Source organism: Bosea sp. (in: a-proteobacteria) (genome assembly GCA_023910605.1).
GTDB lineage: Bacteria > Pseudomonadota > Alphaproteobacteria > Rhizobiales > Beijerinckiaceae > Allobosea.
The window spans coordinates 3,533,538-3,550,195 of record JAAVVV010000001.1; the positions used below are offsets into that span (position 1 = coordinate 3,533,538).

Sequence of the window (16,658 nt, forward strand, 5' to 3'; positions counted from 1 at the left end):
TCAGGCAGCCTTGCGCGCATCCTTGGCGGCGTTGTCCACCCGTGCCTCGATCAGGGTCCCGGCCTCGGCGTTGCTGATCGGGATGATGCGGGGCTTCTTCGCTTCCGGCACCTCGCGCACGAGGTCGATGTGAAGGAGCCCGTGCTCCAGCGCTGCGCCCGTGACCTGCACGTGGTCGGCCAGCTGGAAGCGGCGCTCGAAGCTGCGCGAGGCTATGCCCTGATGCAGCACGGCGGGTTTGGACTGCCCTTCTGCGCCCTGCTTCTCGCCGCGCACGGTCAGAAGGTTCTCCTTCACCTCAAGCGCGAGATCGGCATTGGAGAAGCCCGCCACCGCGATCGAGATGCGGTAGGAGTTCTCGTCGGTGCGTTCGATGTTGTAGGGCGGATAGCTCGGGGCGTTCTCGACGGACGCGGCCTGGTCCAGCAGCGAGAACAGACGGTCGAAGCCGATGGTCGACCGATAGAGCGGAGACAGATCATAGTTTCGCATGGTGCACTCCTTTGAAGCTGCATTGTGCTGATCCGCCCCTACGGGGCGCGGATCGTGGTTTTCGTCGTGCGTCCGGATCTGGCCCGCACAATTCGGAGGTGGGAACGCCGATTTGGCTTTTCAAGAGGTTTGGCTGGGGGGCATAGTCCGCCCGCCGGACATGTCTCCGGCGCAGGCGGGATCGCGACATGGCCATCGCCGAACTTCATGGCACCGAAGCCTATCCCGTGCCGTCGCAGGCGCAGGTGGCGGTCATTCATGCCGCTGACGGGGTGGCGCTGCGCACGGCGCGCTGGCGCCCCACCGCGCGCAAGGGCGCCGGGGGCGCCGTGCTGGTTGTCGGCGGCCGCGCCGAATTCATCGAGCGCTACAGCGAGGTCATCATGGAGCTGCGCCGGCGCGGCTTCCATGTCGCGGCCTTCGACTGGCGCGGACAGGGCGGCTCAGACCGCCTGACCCGCAATCCGCGCAAAGGCCATGTGCGTCGCTTCGCCGATTACGGGCTCGATCTGGATGCTGTCTTCGCCGAGTTGATGCCGCGCCTGCCCAAACCGTGGTTCGTGCTGGCCCACTCCATGGGCGCCTCGCTCTGCCTGGAGGCCTCACGCCAGGGGCGCTTCCCGGCAAGCCGGCTCGTCGCGCTGGCCCCGATGATCGACCTCGCCCTGCTGCGCCGCCCGGGCGTGGTCAGGATGACGGTGACGCTGCTCGACGCGCTTCTCATGGGCTCGGCCAGAATCCCCGCCGGGCGCGAAGCGCCGCTCGCCACGCGCCCCTTCGCGGGCAACCGCCTGACCTCCGATCCCGAGCGCTATGCGCGCAATGCCGAGCTTGCGCGGCTGCGGCCCGAACTCGCCATAGGGGACCCCACCATACGCTGGGTGCGGGAGGCGCTCGCCTTCATGCGGCGCATGGCCGATCCGGCCACGCCCCTGGACATCCGCGTGCCGTCTCTGGTCATTGCCGCCGGCGCCGATCCGGTGGTGTCGACGCCGGCCATCGAGCGCTTCGCGGCGCGGCTCAAGACCGGCCTTGCCCTGGTGCTGCCAGGCGCGCGCCATGAGATCGTCAACGAGGTCGATGCGGTGCGGGCGACGTTCTGGGCGGCCTTCGACGCCTTCATTCCGGGCGAACTGCGCCCCGGGCCTGCCTCAGCCGTTCAGAAGCGCCAGCGCCGCGGCGTGGATGCGCCGGTCACCAGCGGCGATGATCTGCCCGCCGCCGGCGGCTGAGCCGCCTTGCCAGTCGGTCACGACGCCACCCGCGCCTTCTACGATCGGGACCAGCGCCACGATGTCGTAAGGCTTGAGCCCTGACTCGATGACCAGATCGACATGGCCGGCCGCGAGCATGCAGTAGGCATAGCAATCGCAGCCGTAGCGCGCGAGCTTGCAGGCCTTCTCGACGCGGTCATAGGCCTGACGCTCGCCAAGGCCGAACAGCGCCGGCGAGGTGGTCATGATCGTGGCCTCGGCCAGATCCCAGCAGGCCCGCGCGCGGATGCTGCGCTCGCCCTCCGGCCCGGCGTAATGCGCCGACTGGCCATCGCCGAAATAGCGCTCGCGCGTGAAGGGCTGGTGCATCATGCCATAGGCCGGCGCCCCGTTGCGGGTGAGGCCGATCAGCGTGCCCCAGACCGGCAGGCCCGAGACGAAGGCGCGCGTGCCATCGATGGGATCGAGCACCCAGACGAACTCCGCCTCGGCGCGCTCCACGCCGAATTCCTCGCCGACGATGCCATGGGCGGGGAAGGTCTCCTTGATCATGCGCCGCATGACCATCTCCGCCGCCCGGTCGCCCTCCGTGACCGGATCGAAGATGCCCGTTCCGCCCTTGTTGTGCGTGGTCATGGCCGTGCGGAAGAAAGGCATGATCGCCTCGCCCGAGCGGTTGGCGAGATCATGGACAAAACGTGCGAAATCGACCGCAGACATGGGCTGAACCTCGTGAGCGGCCGCGCCGGCGGCAGCGAATGATGGGCTGATCACTATCGCATCCGCGCTCCGCGGCGAAACGCGAATGTGAACAGGTTGGTGATCGGGCGGTGAATTTCATGTTGACAGGCTGTGGATAAGCGTTCTTTCTATGTTCACAGAACAAAACAGGAACATAAAAGAACGGGAGCTGCCATGTCCGCCTTTGCGTATCACGACCCTGATCAGGTCGCCTTCGATTTCGAATCCACACTGCGCGCTGCGGGGAGGCCGCAGGAATGGCCCCTGCGCACGATGGAGGGCGGCCATGCCGGCCGCTTCACCGCATGGCGCGGGCGCTCGGGCCGACGCTATGTCGCATCCACCTTCGCCATCGGCGACGAGGACGCGCTGTGCTTTGCCGAGAGCGTGCTGATCGCGGTGGGGCCGGGGCGCAGCATCATCAGCGTGCGCGAGGCGGGTCCGTGGGGCCTCGAGGACGCCGTCACGCGCTGGCGCGACGAGGTGGCGACAGCCGGCGCCACCCATATCCATGTCCATCTCATCGCCGCGACGGATGAGGACCGGAGCCACGCCGTGGCGGATCTGACACCCGTGCACTGACCGGCCCGGGTCCGCCCGCCCGCTCAGGCTCAAGGCTGGGACTGGGACTGGTCGCTGAGCTGTCGCACCAGCCAGCTCAGCACCGGATCGGTCACCCCCAGCTCGTTGAGCTGGGCATGGGTGCTGATGACATAGTCCGGATTGGCGCCCGACACGCCATTGGCCTGGCTGGTGAACGTCAGCAGCGCCTCGCGGTCGAGACGGCCGGCATATTGGGCGTGGCCCCTGTCCACCGTATAGGCGAGGGCGAGCGTCCTGCGCCCATCGCCCAGCGTGATGGGCAGGGTCCGCTCCAGATAGACCGCGGTAACCTGCTCACGCTCGCGCAGATAGGCGATGGTGGCGGCCGCATGGGCCGGGCTCACCCGGTAGGCCAGCCCCTTGCATGAGCCGCCGCGGTCCAGCCCCATCACCAGCCCCGGCCTGTCCGGCGTGCCCCGGTGATGGTGCGAGTAGACGCACAAGGACCGGTGGAAGCCCTTGAGCGTGGCCGGATGCCGATCCTCGAAGGCAAAGCCCGGCCGCCACATCAGCGAGCCATACCCAAACACCCACAGATCGCCCTCGGGCTGTGTTCCCGTGTTTTTCAACCGCGCCTCCGAACCTTGGGGCTCGCCCAACGGCCCTCGCGGCGCTATCAACTGTGCTGGCCAGTTGCAAGCATGCGAGCGGATGATGTCACAGAGCACGCCCGAACCGTACCGTCGCGGAAGCGCAAGCCCCGATGGGCCTGCGGGCGGTGCGCCCCGCCGTGCCGGCCGCGCCAGCCGCTGGGGCCTTTACCTGCCGTTGATCGCGCTCGCCCTCATCGTCGCGGCCTGGAGCGGCTTCTGGCTGTTCGCGCGCAATCTCGTTGCCGATGGCCTCGACCGAGCCGTGGCCGAGGCCGCTGCCCGGGGGGATGCCTGGACATGCGTGAACCGCACCATCTCTGGCTATCCCTTCCGGATCGAAGTGCGCTGTGCGGACGTGACGCTCACCCGCCAGGCCAGCGCGGGCGTGACGCAATTTTCCGCAGGCCCCGTGCTCGTCATCGGCCAGCCGCACACGCCCAACCACGTCGTCATCCAGGCCAGGGGCCCCCTCGAGGCCCGGCTTGCCGATGGCACCCGCATTGCGGCCCGCTGGGACCAGTTCGAGGCCAGCCGGCGCGATGCCTCCGGCGAACTGGAGCGGCTGTCGCTGGATGCCCGCCGGCCATTCGTGACGCTCACTGCGCCGGGCGGCGCGACCTCGACCCTGAGCGCCCAATCCCTGGAGGCGCATCTGCGCCGCAACCCGGCCCGCCCGGCGCCGGATCAGGCGCGCGACCTTTTCGTGCGGGTCGGGCAGCTTGCCTCGGGCGAGCTCGATGCCCTGTTCGGCGACGCCAACCCGTCTGACCTCGATGTGCAGATCACGGCCAGCCGCTCGAACCTGCTCGGCCAGGGCATCGCGCCCACTGCGCTGGAGGCGTGGCGGCTGGCGGGAGGCTCGCTCGATCTCACGCGCGTGAACCTCAGGAAGGGCATCAAGCAGGTTGAGGCCAAGGGCATGCTGATGATCGACGAGGAGAAGCGCCCCGCCGGGCGCATCGAGCCCTCGGCGCTCAACATCGATCAGTTCGCCGGCATCCGCCTGCGCGGCGGGGCCATGGATCTGGCCAGCGCCCTTTCGGGCCGCGCGGCGCCGGCCACGCCGGACGGGCTGCGGCCCCTGCCGGCCATCGACATCCGGGGCGGGCGTATCGGCTTCGGGCCGATCAGGCTCCCCTTTGGACCGCTGGCGCCGCTTTACTGAGGCTTCTGCACCGGGCCCGGCAGTGTGGGGGGGAGCGGACCCGAGCGGCGCAGCAGGAACACCGCCTGCTGGCCGAACAGGTTCCAGAACCACCACGGCGCCTTGACGCCGATATCGCCGCCCGAGGCGTTGAGCGCCACCGCGCGCTCGGTCACGGCCCCGATCTCCCCGCACAGCCCCACGAAGTCGCGGATGGTGCAGAAATGGATGTTCGGCGTGTCATGCCAGCTGTCGGGCAGGTTCCCCGTCACAGGCATGCGTCCCTTGAAGGCGATCTGCGCCCGGATGCTCCAGTGGCCGAAATTCGGAAAGGACACGATGGCGCGCTGGCCGATGCGCAGCATGTTCTCGAGCACGCGCTTGGGCGCCCGCGTCGCCTGGATGGTCTGCGACAGGATGACATAATCGAAGGCATCGTCCGGATAATCGCCCAGATCCGTATCGGCATCGCCCTGGATCACGGACAGCCCGCGCGAGACGCAGCCGGCGACGCCCTCGCGCGAAAGCTCGATCCCGCGCGCATCCACATTGCGGCGGGCGGCCAGCAGCGCCAGAAGCTCGCCATCGCCGCAGCCGACATCGAGCACGCGGCTGCCCTGCTCCACCATGTCGGCGATCAGGCTCAGGTCGATGCGCACATCGCTCATGCTGCGGCCTCCGTCATCAGGCCAGCCCGCGCGCCCTTGCTGCCGCCCCTATGAAGCCGCGCAGCGTTGCGAAGAGCTGCGGCTCGTCGAGCAGGAAGGCATCGTGCCCCTTGTCGCTCTCCAGCTCCACGAAGGACACCGAGGCGCCGGAGGCGTTGAGCGCATGCACGATGGCGCGCGAGTCGCTGGTGGGAAAAAGCCAGTCCGAGGTGAAGGAGGCCACGCAGAACCGCGTGCGGCTCCGGGCGAAGGCCCGCGCCAGAATGCCGCCATGGTCGGCAGCGAGATCGAAGTAGTCCATGGCGCGGGTCAGGTAGAGATAGGCGTTGGCGTCGAAGCGCTCAACGAAGCTCACGCCCTGATGGCGCAGATAGCTCTCGACCTGGAAATCGGCATCGAACGAGAAGGTCCGGCTCTCGCGGTCCTGCAGGTTGCGGCCGAACTTCCGGTGCAGCGCCGCCTCGGAAAGATAGGTGATGTGCGCCCCCATGCGCGCCACCGACAGGCCCTTGGATGGCCTCGCACCCGCATCGAGATACCGCCCGCCGCGCCAGTCGGGATCGGCCATCACGGCCTGCCGGCCCACCTCGTGGAAGGCGATGTTCTGCGCCGAGTGGCGCGCCGCCGTGGCCAGCGGCACGGCGGCAAAGACCCGCCGGGGATAGGATGAGGCCCATTGCAGCACCTGCATCCCGCCCATGGACCCGCCGATCACGGCAAAGAGCGTGTCGATTCCCAGATGATCGATCAGCTTCGCCTGTGCGCGCACCATGTCGCGGATGGTCAGCAGCGGAAAATCGAGGCCATAGGGCTTGCCCGTGGCCGGGTTGAGCGAGGCCGGCCCGGTGGAGCCCAGGCAGCCGCCCAGCACGTTCGAGCAGATGACGAAAAAGCGATCCGTGTCGATCGGCCGGCCCGGTCCGATCAGCACCTCCCACCAGCCGGGCTTGCCGGTGACGGGATTGCGGCTGGCCACATGCTGGTCGCCGGTCAGCGCGTGGCACACCAGCACGGCGTTGGAGCGCTCGGCGTTGAGTGCGCCATAGGTCTGGTAGGCGATCTGCCAGCTGTCGAGCACGACGCCGCAATCCATGGCGAGCGGCTCATCGGGCCCGAAGCGGGCGACGAGGCTCGAAGGCTCATTGGCCTCCCGCACCGGATCCGCCAACGGCGCGGCAGGGCCGCTCCCTGCCGGGCGGTTCGGTTCGGCGGTCTTGTTTGTTCCTGCAATCATGTCGTTCGTTTGAGCGGACGATAGGGATGGCCCCGGCACGCGCCGCTGTCAATGGCGATCAGGCATGACGGCCCTTTGCCAAGCGCCCGGTTCGGGGCTAGACACGGCCCGTAACCTCAAGCGACCGCCGCCATGTCAGCCACCGTGCCCCCGTTGATCTCCCCGCCCATCTCGCTGGCCGATCTGCGCGCCGCGATCGACCGCATCGACACCTCCATGCATGAGCTGCTGATGGAGCGCGGACAGGTGATCGAGCGTCTGATCGAGGTCAAGAAGACGCAAGTCTCCGGCTCGGCCTTCCGCCCCGGCCGCGAGGCGGAGATGATGCGCAGGCTGGCGCTGCGCCACAAGGGCCTGCTGCCGCTGGACACGGCCGAGAGCATCTGGCGCGTCATCATCGCCACCTTCACCTGGGTTCAGGCGCATTACCGCGTCCATGCCGACATTTCGGGCGGGGACGGTCAGATGCGCGATTCCGCGCGCTTCCATTTCGGCTTCACCGCGCCTTACGTGCCTCATGACGACGCCAAGGCGGTGATCGCCGCAGTGGCCGCCTCGGCCGGCGATCTCGGCATCTTCCGCATCGACCAGGGCGCAAGCGCCGGCGCTTGGTGGACCGGCCTTGCCGGTGCGGCAGCACCGAAAATCATCGCCCGGCTGCCCTTCATCGAGCGCCCCGACCATCCGGCCGGCACACCGGTCTATGTCATCGCGCGGCCCATCGCCGATGCAGCCGTGCGCGAGGTCGTGCTCTACCAGGCCCGCGTCGAACGCTGGAGCCTCGAGATGGAGGCCGCGCTCGCCGCAGCCCTGGGCGAGGTGACAGCCAGCGCCGCCGACACGTCGGGCCTGTCGCTTCTGGTCGCCGCCGATGGCGAGACCGACCGCTCGCAGTTGCGCGCCGCGCTCGGCGGCGCCGAACTCACCGAGATCGGCAGCCATGCCGCCCGCTTCAGCGCCCCGCCCCGCCCTGCCTGATCGCCAGCCGCAGCCATCGACCCCGGCCGCGAACCCCAGGCCAGGTTCCACCTTCCAGGATGACCGCTCATGACCGCACCGAACACGCAGGCCCAGTCCGCTTCTCCCGCCCGCCCCATGCCGCGCCCCGGCGTGATGGCCATCGAGGCCTATGTTCCCGGAAAGAGCGCTGCGCCCGCCGGCGTGCCGTTGATCAAGCTCTCCTCCAACGAGACCCCGCTCGGACCAAGCCCTCGCGCCGTCGACGCGTTCAAGGCGCTGGCTGGCAAGCTCGAGCTTTATCCTGATGGCTCTGCGCTGAAGCTGCGCGAGGCGATCGGCGCGAGGTTCGGCCTCGATCCCGCCCGGCTGATCTGCGGCTCGGGCTCGGATGAGCTGCTGTCGCTGGTGACCAACGCCTATATCGGGCCGGGTGACGAAGGCATTTTCTCGCAATACGGCTTCCTGGTCTACAAGATCGCCATCATGGCTGCCGGCGGCACGCCCGTGGCGGTGCCCGAGAAGAACTTCACCGCCGATGTCGACGCACTGCTCGCCGCCGTCACGCCGCGCACCCGCATCGTCTATCTCGCCAACCCCAACAACCCGACCGGCACCTACCTGCCCTTCGACGAGGTCAAGCGGCTTCAGGCCGGCCTGCCGCCCCATGTGCTGCTGGTGCTGGATGCCGCCTATGCCGAATATGTGCGGCGCAACGACTACGCCCCGGGGCTGGAGCTCGTCGCCACCTCCGATAATGTCGTGATGACGCGGACCTTCTCGAAGATCTACGGACTGGCCAATCTCCGCCTCGGCTGGCTGCATGGCCCCGCCCATGTCATCGACGCGCTCAACCGCATCCGCGGGCCCTTCAACGTCAATGGCGCTGCGCTTGAAGCAGGCGCCGCCGCCATTGCAGACGAGACCCATGTTGCCAGCGCGGTCGCGCACAATGATGTATGGCTGCCTTGGATGAGCGCCGGGATCGAGGCGCTAGGCCTGACCGTCACGCCATCGGTCGGCAATTTCGTGCTGATCCACTTCCCCGCGCAGAAAGGCCGGACCGCGCCTGAGGCCGACGCCTTCCTGACCTCCCGCGGCCTGATCCTGCGCCGCATGGACGCCTACGGCCTGCCTGGCGCGCTGCGCCTGACCATCGGCAGCGAGGCGGCCAACAAGGCCGTGATCGACGCGCTGAAGGACTTTCTGGATGGCTGAGGGCGGCATGAAGGAGAGCTTCGCCCCGATCAGGAGCGAGCCGCTGCTGGGGCGCATCGCCATCATCGGCATGGGCCTCATCGGCTCGTCCCTGGCCCGCGCCGCGCGTGAGCTCAACCTGGCGCGCGAGATCGCCGCCGCCGACCGCGACGAGGCCGTGACTGCGCGCGTGCGTGAACTGGGAATCGCCGATGTGGCCACGACCAGCGCGCGCGAAGCGGCGGCCGGCGCCGATCTCGTCATCCTGTGCGTGCCCGTGGGCGCCTGCGCCGCAGTGGCGCAGGCGATCGCGCCGGCGCTTTCGCACGGCGCCATACTGTCCGATGTCGGATCGGTGAAGGCGGCGGTGGTCGATCAGCTCGCGCCCCATGTCCCGACCGGCGTGCATTTCATTCCTGCCCACCCTGTCGCCGGCACGGAGCACTCCGGCCCCGATGCCGGCTTCCCGAGCCTGTTCCTCAACCGCTGGTGCATCCTCACCCCGCCTGAGGACGTCGATGCCGAGGCGCTGCGCAGGCTGCGCGCCTACTGGGAAGCGATGGGCGCGATCGTCGAGGTGATGACGCCCCAGCATCACGATCTGGTCCTCGCCATCACCAGCCACCTGCCCCACCTCATCGCCTACAACATCGTCGGCACCGCCAACGAGCTGGAGGCGGTGACGCAATCCGAGGTGATCAAGTTCTCGGCCGGCGGCTTCCGCGACTTCACACGCATCGCGTCTTCGGATCCGACCATGTGGCGCGACGTCTTCCTGCACAACAAGGAGGCCGTGCTCGAGATGCTGGGCCGCTTCAGCGAGGACCTCTCGGTGTTGACACGTGCGATCCGCTTCGGCGATGGCGAGACGCTGCACCGGCATTTCACGCGAACACGCGCCATCCGCCGCGGAATCGTCTCTCTCGGCCAGGACAAACCCGAGACTGACAAGCTGCGCAAGTGAAGATGTGCAAGTGAAGACGCGCAAGTGAACCCGGGTATGGCGAAGGCCCGGTTGCGGTAAAGACCCTGGCTGCGGCGATCAACCTCTCGAGCGGCTCTGCCGCCGCTGCCTTGCTTTCACTCCTGTCGGCACGATATCGAGCGCTGACCTCAGGACGGACACCTTGCGCATGATCGACCGCCGCACCCTTCTCGCCGGAACAGCAGCCCTTGGCGCCGCCGCCGCCAGCGGCTTTTCGCCGGAGGCTTTGGCGCAGGCCGGGCTCAAGCTGGGCGAGGCGCAGGGCTTCGGCTTCGATGCGCTCAAGCGCCGCGCCCGCGAGATGGCGGCCAGGCCCTATGCCCCGCCCCCACGCCCGCGCCCCGACGTGCTTGAGCGCATCGACTATGACGCCCATGGCAAGATCCGTTTCCGCACCGATCTGGCGCTGTGGGCCAATGGCCCATCGCCCTGGCCGGTGACCTTCTTCCATCTGGGCCGCTTCTTCCAGAAGCCTGTGCGCATGCATGTGGTGGCCGAGGGCCGCGCCCGCGAGATCGTCTATGACGAGCGCTATTTCGACATGCCCAGGAGCAGCCCCGCCCATGAGCTGCCAGAGAACTCCGGCTTCGCGGGCTTCCGCTTTCAGGAAAGCCGGGCAGGCCATCCCGGCCCCAAGGGCGCGCCGCTGGATTGGCGCGGCAATGACTGGGTCGCCTTCCTCGGCGCCTCCTATTTCCGCGCCATTGGCGAGCTCTACCAGTACGGGCTCTCGGCTCGCGGCCTTGCCGTCGATCCGGCCGTGCCCACGGGCCCCGAAGAGTTTCCCGACTTCACCCATGTCTGGCTCGAGACGCCCAGCCCCGACGCCGCATCGGTCACGGTCTGCGCGCTGCTTGACAGCCCCTCTGTTTCTGGCGCCTTCCGCTTCGTGATGACGCGCAAGGCCGGCGTGACCATGGAGGTGGAGAAGGCGCTTTACATCCGCAAGGACATCCAGCGCTTCGGCGTGGCGCCCCTGACATCAATGTACTGGTATTCGGAGAACAAGAAACCCACCGCCGTGGACTGGCGCCCCGAGGTGCATGACAGCGACGGGCTCGCCATCTGGACCGGCGCTGGCGAGCGCGCCTGGCGGCCGCTCAACAACCCGCCCCGCACCATCGCCTCATCCTTCGTCGACGACAATCCGAAAGGCTTCGGGCTGATGCAGCGCGACCGCGTCTTCGGCAACTACATGGATGGCGTCTTCTACGAGAAACGGCCGAGCCTGTGGATCGAGCCCCTTGGCGACTGGGGCAAGGGCGCGGTGCAGCTGATCGAGATTCCCACCGACGACGAGATCCACGACAATATCGTCGCCATGTGGGTGCCGGCCGAGCCGGTGCGCGCCGGCCAGTCCTTCGAGTATCGCTACCGCCTGTTCTGGCTGGCGGACGAGCCCTATCCGCCGCCGCTGGCCCGCGTGGTCGCCACCCGCATGGGCAATGGCGGCCAGCCTGGAACGGTGCGCCCCAGGGGCGTGCGCAAGTTCATGCTCGAATTCGTCGGCGACGGGCTGAAGGCCGTGCCCTTCGGCGTGAAGCCCGAGATCGTGCTCTCTGCCTCGCGCGGCAGCTTTTCCTATGTCTTCACCGAAGCTGTTCCGAACGACGTGCCGGGCCACTGGCGCGCGCAGTTCGACCTGACTGTCGACGGTGCCGAGCCCGTGGAGATGCGCGCCTATCTCAGGCTGGGCGACAGGGTGCTGAGCGAAACCTGGCTCTACCAGTATCACCCGTTCGTGTGAGGAGATGTGGCATTGAAATGATGTGCGCGCTCGGAGAAAAATTCACCATCTGGAAGAGTCCCCAAAATTTCCGGACCGGGTCTCCCACTTCGCCAAGAGGTAGGAGTAATTTCATGATTGTAACTGGTCACAATCTGAAGAATGAGGTCCTGCGGGGCCGAGAGGTGCGCCGGCGCAGATCGCGCGCAAGCTCACGCCGACGGCGCGCGAGCAGGGTGACCGCCAAACGACGCTACTCTATTCCCTCGTAGCCGGCATGATCGCGGCAGTCACCGGGCACCAGACCGGCACAGGGCCCGAAGGCGACCGGTATGGTGAGCCGATGCGGGTGATCGATGGGGATCGGACGCGCTCGGTCGTGAAGGACGGCGCCTGATCGATCAATTGCGCTCGAGGTAACCGGTCGACAGCAAGACGCCCCCAACCGCGAGCACGATGGCGATGGCTGTCGTCGTCGGGATTGCCTCTCCGAGCACCATGAGGCCGCCGAAGGACGACACCGCCGGGAGCAGCGCGCCGATGGCGGCCCCGTTGGCCGGTCCGATCGACCTGACGGCGAACCCATATGCCCAGACGGCGACGACGCCGGCCAGGATCGACTGCCACAGGAACTGGATGCCGACATCCCACAACGGCGCCTGCAGGAGCTTCACGCCCGGCGTCAGGAGCCAGATCGGCGCAACCATGATGAGCGACCAGGCGCTGATCAGAGCGGCCCCCTGGATCGGATTCAGCCCGCACTTCCGGAAGGCGATGGTATAGCCGGCCCAGAGCGTCGCGCCCGCGAGGAACATGAGATCGCCGATCAGCGTGCGTCCGGTGACGTTGGCGAATGAGCCGATCCCGAGCAGCAGGATTGCGAGCGTCAGCAGACCGAGCCCCGTCAACCGGAGCGTCGAGAAGCGCTCACCCATCAGCCGCCAGGTCAGGAAGGCCACGGCGAGCGCCATGCCGCCAGGGATGATGATGCCCATGTGCGCGACCGGCGCGAACTGGCTGCCTGCCATGGCGAGAAGACCGAAAGGAAGCCCTGCGCCGACCACCACGAGCGCCAGCCAGCCGCGCGGAGCGCCTTTGGGCAGGAGCCCGGTCTTCAGGAGCACAGGCAGCATGATCAGCGCCGGGACTCCGTAGCGCAGCAGCGCGAGGTCGACCGGATGCAGCGATGTCGTGACGCCGAGCCGGGTGGCGACATGCCAGCCCGCACCGATGACGACGGCGGCGAGCGCGGCGAACACCCCCGCCACCGGCAGCCGGGCGGTAGCGGCTTCGCGGGCCGCCATCAGTGTCTCACGATCTGATGGGGCCGATGCTGATCCCGATCGATCATCAAGCTCAAGCGATATTCGGCGTCCAGGCGATCTTCATTGGGAAGAGATGCTATCCGTTTATTGATCATGTCGCGTATTTGCACCCAATTTGTTACTCCCCTCTGTATAGCATAAATGCATTCATCGGCGATAATGTCTTCAACGTTCGTTCTTTCAGTCACATTATCCTCCTGTGTTTCATTTTTGAAACGCCGCACGATGACAGAAACGATGGCGCGGTTCAGGACAGTTACAGATATTTGTTTGATTAACTACTCTTTAACGCGGGAGAGCGTCGTGAATACTGAAGCCATCCACAAGCCCTCACGCGCGGCGGGTCACAACGCCGTGCGCTTTGAGATCGTGCAGACGCAGGAGCAGATGCTCGACGCGTTGAGCATCCGCGCCATCGTCTACATGGAAGATGAGGGATACCCCGCGCGGCTGGCCTTTGACGGCAACGACTTCCAGGCCACCCACGTCATAGCCTATGACGCAGACGAGCCGTTCGGGGCGATCCGCATCCGTTGGTTCAACGGCTTCGCCAAGCTCGAGCGGATGGCGATGCGCAAGACCTTCAGGAACGCCCGTGTCGTCAAGGCCTTCCTCGACTTCGTCTTCGACCATGTCGCGCGCAAGGGCTATCCGATCGCGCTCACACACGCCGAGCCGACCTACGCTCGCCTCTGGTGCCGTCTGTACCGCTTCGAGGAGGTGACGACGAAGGCGCCGGCCTACTTCACGAGCCAGGGCGATCCCTATGTCGAACTGGTCAGGCATCTCGATGTCCCCGCGAATGCGATCACGGCGGAGACCGACGTCGCGACTCTCTACCGGATCGAGGGCGCATGGGACAAACCCTCGAGCTTCGAGGCATCAACCTGATGACGCGCAAGAGCATGCCTTCTCCCGAACGGACCTTGCTGCTTGCGCTCTACGACAGCCATCTGCAGGGCGTGCGCGCCCTGCAGACCATCATCCTCGATGAGATGGCCAGAACCGGCGCGGAGATCCCCCTCGCGCTCGGAGAGATGCTGGAGGACCTGGCCAACCGCTACCTCGACGCCGCCGAACTGATCAGCGAGCGTCACCAGGCGGCTCGCCGAGAAGAGCCCCCATCACCGCCAGAAACGATGTCGGAGTGTCGGGCCGAAGGTTGAGTTCTTCGGCGAACCAGGGGTTATGGGGGCCGAAGGTGTCCGCCAACCAGTCCGCCACGACCCGAACAGGGCGCGCCTCAAGCCGTTCGGTCAGACCGAGCAGATAGATCGGCACGCTGACGTGGACACCAAGCATGAGATGCCGCAGCGTGCTGTCCGACAGAGTATAGTTGCCGAGCAGGCCGATCCCAAGCCCACCCAGGACCGCACTCGCATAGGACAGCGAACTGTCGCAATTGGCCGAAACGCGCCCTTGCGCCATCAGATACTGCCACTCCGTCCACATGCCGGTTCGGGCCTGGTAGAACTGGCTGTCGACGAAGACATGGTGCGACAGATCGCCGAGCTTCGGCGCGCCATTGCGACGGATGTATTGCTCGCTCGCGATCGGGATCAGGTGAAGATGGCCGAGCGGCACGCAGGCGATGTCGGACGCCTCGACCGGCTCGAAGCCGACCATCATGTCGGCGCGGTTCTCCCGGAGACTCATGAGGTTGATCGGCGTCTTCAGATGCAAGCAGATGCCCGGCCAGATGGCATGGAAGGCCGCGAGCTTCGAAGCCAGGAAGACGCCCGCCAATCCTTCGGTCACGCTCACACGCACCGTTCCCTCGACGTCGCGGTTGTTGGTCCGGAAGTTGCTCGCGATCGAGAAGACCTTGTGGTCGAGTTCCGACAGGGCGCGGGCGAGCGAGGCGCCGTCGGGCGTCAGCTTGGAGCCTGTTCGTCCCGCCACGATCAATTGGGCGCGCAACTGGTCCTGCAGCCGCTTGACGTGCCGCGAGACCGTGGCAGTGCCCATGCCGAGGGCATCCCCGGCTTTCGCGAAGGAGCCGAGCTTGGCCACTGCCAGGAATACGCGCAGTTCGTCCCAGAACCTGCCGCTAAGGATAACCGGGTCTTCCAATGCGGACTTGACCAGCCCGTCCTGTCCAATCTCGAATGGCTTCAAATTCACCCCGTCAACCCCCAAAAGGTTTTCTTACACGCTCCAGGCCGTTCAATAGATACGTAGAAACAACAATTTGTGAATAAATCGATTGAATCGGGGATTTTTGTGCAGAAAATAGCGGTTTCTCGCCGGCCAGGATTGACAGGATGGCATGGGCGTTGATTGTTTGTGATATTGGCAATTCACGTCCCCACCGCTCCCGTCCCCACCGCGGCGCTCGAGGCCAGCGGCATAGCCCGTGTGGTCGATGGTGACGCGTCGCTTGACCGGAGCACGACCTTAAGCCGCGCCGACGTCGTCGGCACGTCGCCAAGACCGACAACGCCCACGAGCCGGACACCTCCAAGAACCATGGCTTTGAGGGCTGCGTTCTGATTCGCTTCCGTTGTGGCAACGGGGATGAATCGGATGTCGGATCAGCGGGGCTTGTTTGATGGGGATGGCCGCCTGCGGGAACTGCCGGCCAAGGGCGACGATCCCGAGCGCCTGAACGTGCTGGTGAATTTCGAGATGTTCCGGGGTGATCTTGAGCAGGCTGTGCCGCGTACGGACCGGGCGAAGGGCGGGCGTCCGCCTTATGATCACGTGCTGATGTTCAAGATACTCGTGCTGCAACGCGGCAGCGAGCAAGCCGTGATGAGGGCCGGGTGAGCTTCCTTCTCGCCGGGCCGCATGGCCCTGGCGTGGCACTGCGCCCGCAATCGCCACCGTGAGGCGCGCGGCTCAGGGCTGATGCGCCTGAGCCCGCGATGGATAGGGCGTCAGCACCCGGAGCGGGAAAGGCCGCGCCGGGTCAGTCAGGGCCCCGCAGCAAGGCGGCGCCTGCCTGTGCGCTCTCGATCGGAACAGATGCGTCGCGCCCACGCCTCGGCGAGAGGCATCCATGCACAATTGCAGGACCGCCGCTGGGCAGCCCCGGACCGGGCTTTGGCCCGCGAGGCGCCTCCCGGCTGCTGGCGCTTCAGCCTTTCGCGGCCTGCGCCCGCTCCATGGCTTCGCTGATCAGCCGGCGCGCGGTTTCCGCATCGCCCCAGCCCTTGAGCTTGACCCACTTGCCTGGCTCCAGATCCTTGTAGTGCTCGAAGAAGTGCTGGATCTGGTCGAGGGTGATCTTCGGCATGTCGGTGTAGTTGAGCACGTTCTCGTAGCGCTTGGTCAGCTTGGGCACCGGCACGGCGATGATCTTCTCGTCGCCGCCGCCCTCATCCTCCATCATCAGCACGCCGATGGGCCGGACCGCGATGATCGCGCCGGGAATGATCGGCCGCGTGTTCGCCACCAGCACGTCGCACGGGTCGCCATCCTCGGACAGGGTATGCGGGATGAAGCCGTAATTCCCCGGATAGCGCATGGGCGTGTAGAGGAAGCGGTCCACCACCAGCGTGCCCGCCTCCTTGTCCATCTCGTACTTGATCGGCTCGCCGCCGATCGCGACCTCGATCACGACATTGACCTCATGGGGCGGGTTCTTGCCTGTGGAGATGGCGTCAAGACGCATGGGATCGATCCTGTGATGGGCGGCATGAGGAAGATAGCCCGTCTTAAAGGCCTCTTGTGACGAAATACAAGCCGCAAGCAGGCCAGACCTTCGCATGAGTGAAAGCCACGCTTGCGCGGGCGCCGGCGGGCTGCGCTCCCTTGCGGAAGGCAGGGGCGGCCCT

General features: G+C 66.7%; 17 protein-coding genes and 1 pseudogene. 10 read left to right on the plus strand and 8 right to left on the minus strand.

What is annotated here, in order from left to right; translation table 11 throughout:
- Complete coding sequence (locus tag HEQ16_17055) at nucleotides 1-492, minus strand: Hsp20 family protein (GenBank protein MCO4055719.1); 492 nt, start codon at nucleotides 490-492, stop codon at nucleotides 1-3.
- Between the two features lie 188 nt (nucleotides 493-680).
- Between HEQ16_17055 and HEQ16_17060 the strand changes: the two genes are divergently transcribed.
- Nucleotides 681-1,724, plus strand: coding sequence for an alpha/beta hydrolase (locus HEQ16_17060; GenBank protein MCO4055720.1), 1,044 nt, complete (start codon nucleotides 681-683; stop codon nucleotides 1,722-1,724).
- Here HEQ16_17060 and hisN read toward each other — a convergent pair.
- Complete coding sequence (gene hisN, locus HEQ16_17065; protein ID MCO4055721.1) at nucleotides 1,644-2,426, minus strand: histidinol-phosphatase; 783 nt, start codon at nucleotides 2,424-2,426, stop codon at nucleotides 1,644-1,646. The genes HEQ16_17060 and hisN overlap by 81 nt on opposite strands.
- A 195-nt stretch (nucleotides 2,427-2,621) precedes the next feature.
- On the opposite strand from hisN, the gene HEQ16_17070 reads away from it, so the two are divergent.
- Entirely contained in the window at nucleotides 2,622-3,029 is a 408-nt protein-coding gene (locus HEQ16_17070) for a hypothetical protein (protein MCO4055722.1), read from the plus strand.
- Nucleotides 3,030-3,058: 29 nt separating this feature from the next.
- Here the strand turns inward: HEQ16_17070 and HEQ16_17075 are convergent, their stop codons facing one another.
- On the minus strand, nucleotides 3,059-3,559 hold the full coding sequence (locus tag HEQ16_17075; GenBank protein ID MCO4055723.1) for a gamma-glutamylcyclotransferase: 501 nt from the start codon (nucleotides 3,557-3,559) through the stop codon (nucleotides 3,059-3,061).
- A gap of 142 nt (nucleotides 3,560-3,701) precedes the next feature.
- Here HEQ16_17075 and HEQ16_17080 point away from each other — a divergent pair, with 142 nt between their 5' ends.
- Nucleotides 3,702-4,808, plus strand: a complete 1,107-nt coding sequence (locus HEQ16_17080; protein MCO4055724.1) for a DUF2125 domain-containing protein — start codon at nucleotides 3,702-3,704, stop codon at nucleotides 4,806-4,808.
- On the opposite strand, the gene metW is transcribed toward HEQ16_17080, so the two are convergent.
- A complete protein-coding gene (gene metW, locus HEQ16_17085; protein MCO4055725.1) occupies nucleotides 4,802-5,455 on the minus strand; it encodes a methionine biosynthesis protein MetW in 654 nt (217 codons plus the stop codon). The genes HEQ16_17080 and metW overlap by 7 nt on opposite strands.
- 16 nt (nucleotides 5,456-5,471) lie before the next feature.
- A complete protein-coding gene (locus HEQ16_17090; GenBank protein MCO4055726.1) occupies nucleotides 5,472-6,689 on the minus strand; it encodes a homoserine O-acetyltransferase in 1,218 nt (405 codons plus the stop codon).
- Nucleotides 6,690-6,821: 132 nt separating this feature from the next.
- Between HEQ16_17090 and HEQ16_17095 the strand changes: the two genes are divergently transcribed.
- From HEQ16_17095 to HEQ16_17110, 4 genes are all read left to right on the plus strand, one after another.
- Nucleotides 6,822-7,667, plus strand: a complete 846-nt coding sequence (locus HEQ16_17095) for a hypothetical protein (protein ID MCO4055727.1) — start codon at nucleotides 6,822-6,824, stop codon at nucleotides 7,665-7,667.
- Nucleotides 7,668-7,736: 69 nt separating this feature from the next.
- Nucleotides 7,737-8,864: a histidinol-phosphate transaminase gene (locus HEQ16_17100; protein MCO4055728.1), complete on the plus strand. Its 1,128-nt coding sequence runs from the start codon at nucleotides 7,737-7,739 to the stop codon at nucleotides 8,862-8,864.
- 7 nt (nucleotides 8,865-8,871) lie between these two features.
- On the plus strand, nucleotides 8,872-9,807 hold the full coding sequence (locus HEQ16_17105) for a prephenate/arogenate dehydrogenase family protein (protein ID MCO4055729.1): 936 nt from the start codon (nucleotides 8,872-8,874) through the stop codon (nucleotides 9,805-9,807).
- Nucleotides 9,808-9,976: 169 nt separating this feature from the next.
- Complete coding sequence (locus tag HEQ16_17110; GenBank protein MCO4055730.1) at nucleotides 9,977-11,575, plus strand: glucan biosynthesis protein D; 1,599 nt, start codon at nucleotides 9,977-9,979, stop codon at nucleotides 11,573-11,575.
- Nucleotides 11,576-11,955: 380 nt separating this feature from the next.
- On the opposite strand, the gene HEQ16_17115 is transcribed toward HEQ16_17110, so the two are convergent.
- Nucleotides 11,956-12,858 (minus strand): DMT family transporter, encoded by a 903-nt coding sequence (locus HEQ16_17115; GenBank protein MCO4055731.1) that lies wholly within the window; start codon nucleotides 12,856-12,858, stop codon nucleotides 11,956-11,958.
- Nucleotides 12,859-13,182: 324 nt separating this feature from the next.
- Between HEQ16_17115 and HEQ16_17120 the strand changes: the two genes are divergently transcribed.
- Together HEQ16_17120 and HEQ16_17125 are read left to right on the plus strand one after the other, a co-directional pair.
- Complete coding sequence (locus HEQ16_17120; GenBank protein MCO4055732.1) at nucleotides 13,183-13,770, plus strand: hypothetical protein; 588 nt, start codon at nucleotides 13,183-13,185, stop codon at nucleotides 13,768-13,770.
- The gene (locus HEQ16_17125) at nucleotides 13,770-14,045 is read left to right on the plus strand and encodes a hypothetical protein (protein MCO4055733.1); all 276 of its coding nucleotides are present in this window, start codon (nucleotides 13,770-13,772) and stop codon (nucleotides 14,043-14,045) included. The genes HEQ16_17120 and HEQ16_17125 overlap by 1 nt, the downstream gene beginning before the upstream one ends.
- Here the strand turns inward: HEQ16_17125 and HEQ16_17130 are convergent.
- A complete protein-coding gene (locus HEQ16_17130; protein ID MCO4055734.1) occupies nucleotides 13,963-15,003 on the minus strand; it encodes a LysR family transcriptional regulator in 1,041 nt (346 codons plus the stop codon). The two genes, HEQ16_17125 and HEQ16_17130, sit on opposite strands and share 83 nt — an antisense overlap.
- A 402-nt stretch (nucleotides 15,004-15,405) precedes the next feature.
- Here HEQ16_17130 and HEQ16_17135 point away from each other — a divergent pair.
- Nucleotides 15,406-15,612: pseudogene (locus HEQ16_17135) on the plus strand (transposase).
- A gap of 346 nt (nucleotides 15,613-15,958) precedes the next feature.
- Here HEQ16_17135 and ppa read toward each other — a convergent pair.
- On the minus strand, nucleotides 15,959-16,495 hold the full coding sequence (ppa, locus tag HEQ16_17140; GenBank protein ID MCO4055735.1) for an inorganic diphosphatase: 537 nt from the start codon (nucleotides 16,493-16,495) through the stop codon (nucleotides 15,959-15,961).
- Between the last annotated feature and the right edge of the window lie 163 nt (nucleotides 16,496-16,658).

What these genes read in the sequence shown, in the direction of transcription:
- HEQ16_17105 (MCO4055729.1), top strand. Translation starts at nt 8,872, where the DNA reads ATGAAGGAGAGCTTCGCCCCGATCAGGAGCGAGCCGCTGCTGGGGCGC.
- HEQ16_17080 (MCO4055724.1), top strand. Translation starts at nt 3,702, where the DNA reads ATGATGTCACAGAGCACGCCCGAACCGTACCGTCGCGGAAGCGCAAGC.
- HEQ16_17100 (MCO4055728.1), top strand. Translation starts at nt 7,737, where the DNA reads ATGACCGCACCGAACACGCAGGCCCAGTCCGCTTCTCCCGCCCGCCCC.
- HEQ16_17125 (MCO4055733.1), top strand. Translation starts at nt 13,770, where the DNA reads ATGACGCGCAAGAGCATGCCTTCTCCCGAACGGACCTTGCTGCTTGCG.
- HEQ16_17070 (MCO4055722.1), top strand. Translation starts at nt 2,622, where the DNA reads ATGTCCGCCTTTGCGTATCACGACCCTGATCAGGTCGCCTTCGATTTC.
- HEQ16_17115 (MCO4055731.1), bottom strand. Translation starts at nt 12,858, where the DNA reads ATGGCGGCCCGCGAAGCCGCTACCGCCCGGCTGCCGGTGGCGGGGGTG.
- HEQ16_17110 (MCO4055730.1), top strand. Translation starts at nt 9,977, where the DNA reads ATGATCGACCGCCGCACCCTTCTCGCCGGAACAGCAGCCCTTGGCGCC.
- metW (MCO4055725.1), bottom strand. Translation starts at nt 5,455, where the DNA reads ATGAGCGATGTGCGCATCGACCTGAGCCTGATCGCCGACATGGTGGAG.
- ppa (MCO4055735.1), bottom strand. Translation starts at nt 16,495, where the DNA reads ATGCGTCTTGACGCCATCTCCACAGGCAAGAACCCGCCCCATGAGGTC.
- HEQ16_17055 (MCO4055719.1), bottom strand. Translation starts at nt 492, where the DNA reads ATGCGAAACTATGATCTGTCTCCGCTCTATCGGTCGACCATCGGCTTC.
- hisN (MCO4055721.1), bottom strand. Translation starts at nt 2,426, where the DNA reads ATGTCTGCGGTCGATTTCGCACGTTTTGTCCATGATCTCGCCAACCGC.
- HEQ16_17060 (MCO4055720.1), top strand. Translation starts at nt 681, where the DNA reads ATGGCCATCGCCGAACTTCATGGCACCGAAGCCTATCCCGTGCCGTCG.
- HEQ16_17075 (MCO4055723.1), bottom strand. Translation starts at nt 3,559, where the DNA reads ATGTGGCGGCCGGGCTTTGCCTTCGAGGATCGGCATCCGGCCACGCTC.
- HEQ16_17090 (MCO4055726.1), bottom strand. Translation starts at nt 6,689, where the DNA reads ATGATTGCAGGAACAAACAAGACCGCCGAACCGAACCGCCCGGCAGGG.
- HEQ16_17095 (MCO4055727.1), top strand. Translation starts at nt 6,822, where the DNA reads ATGTCAGCCACCGTGCCCCCGTTGATCTCCCCGCCCATCTCGCTGGCC.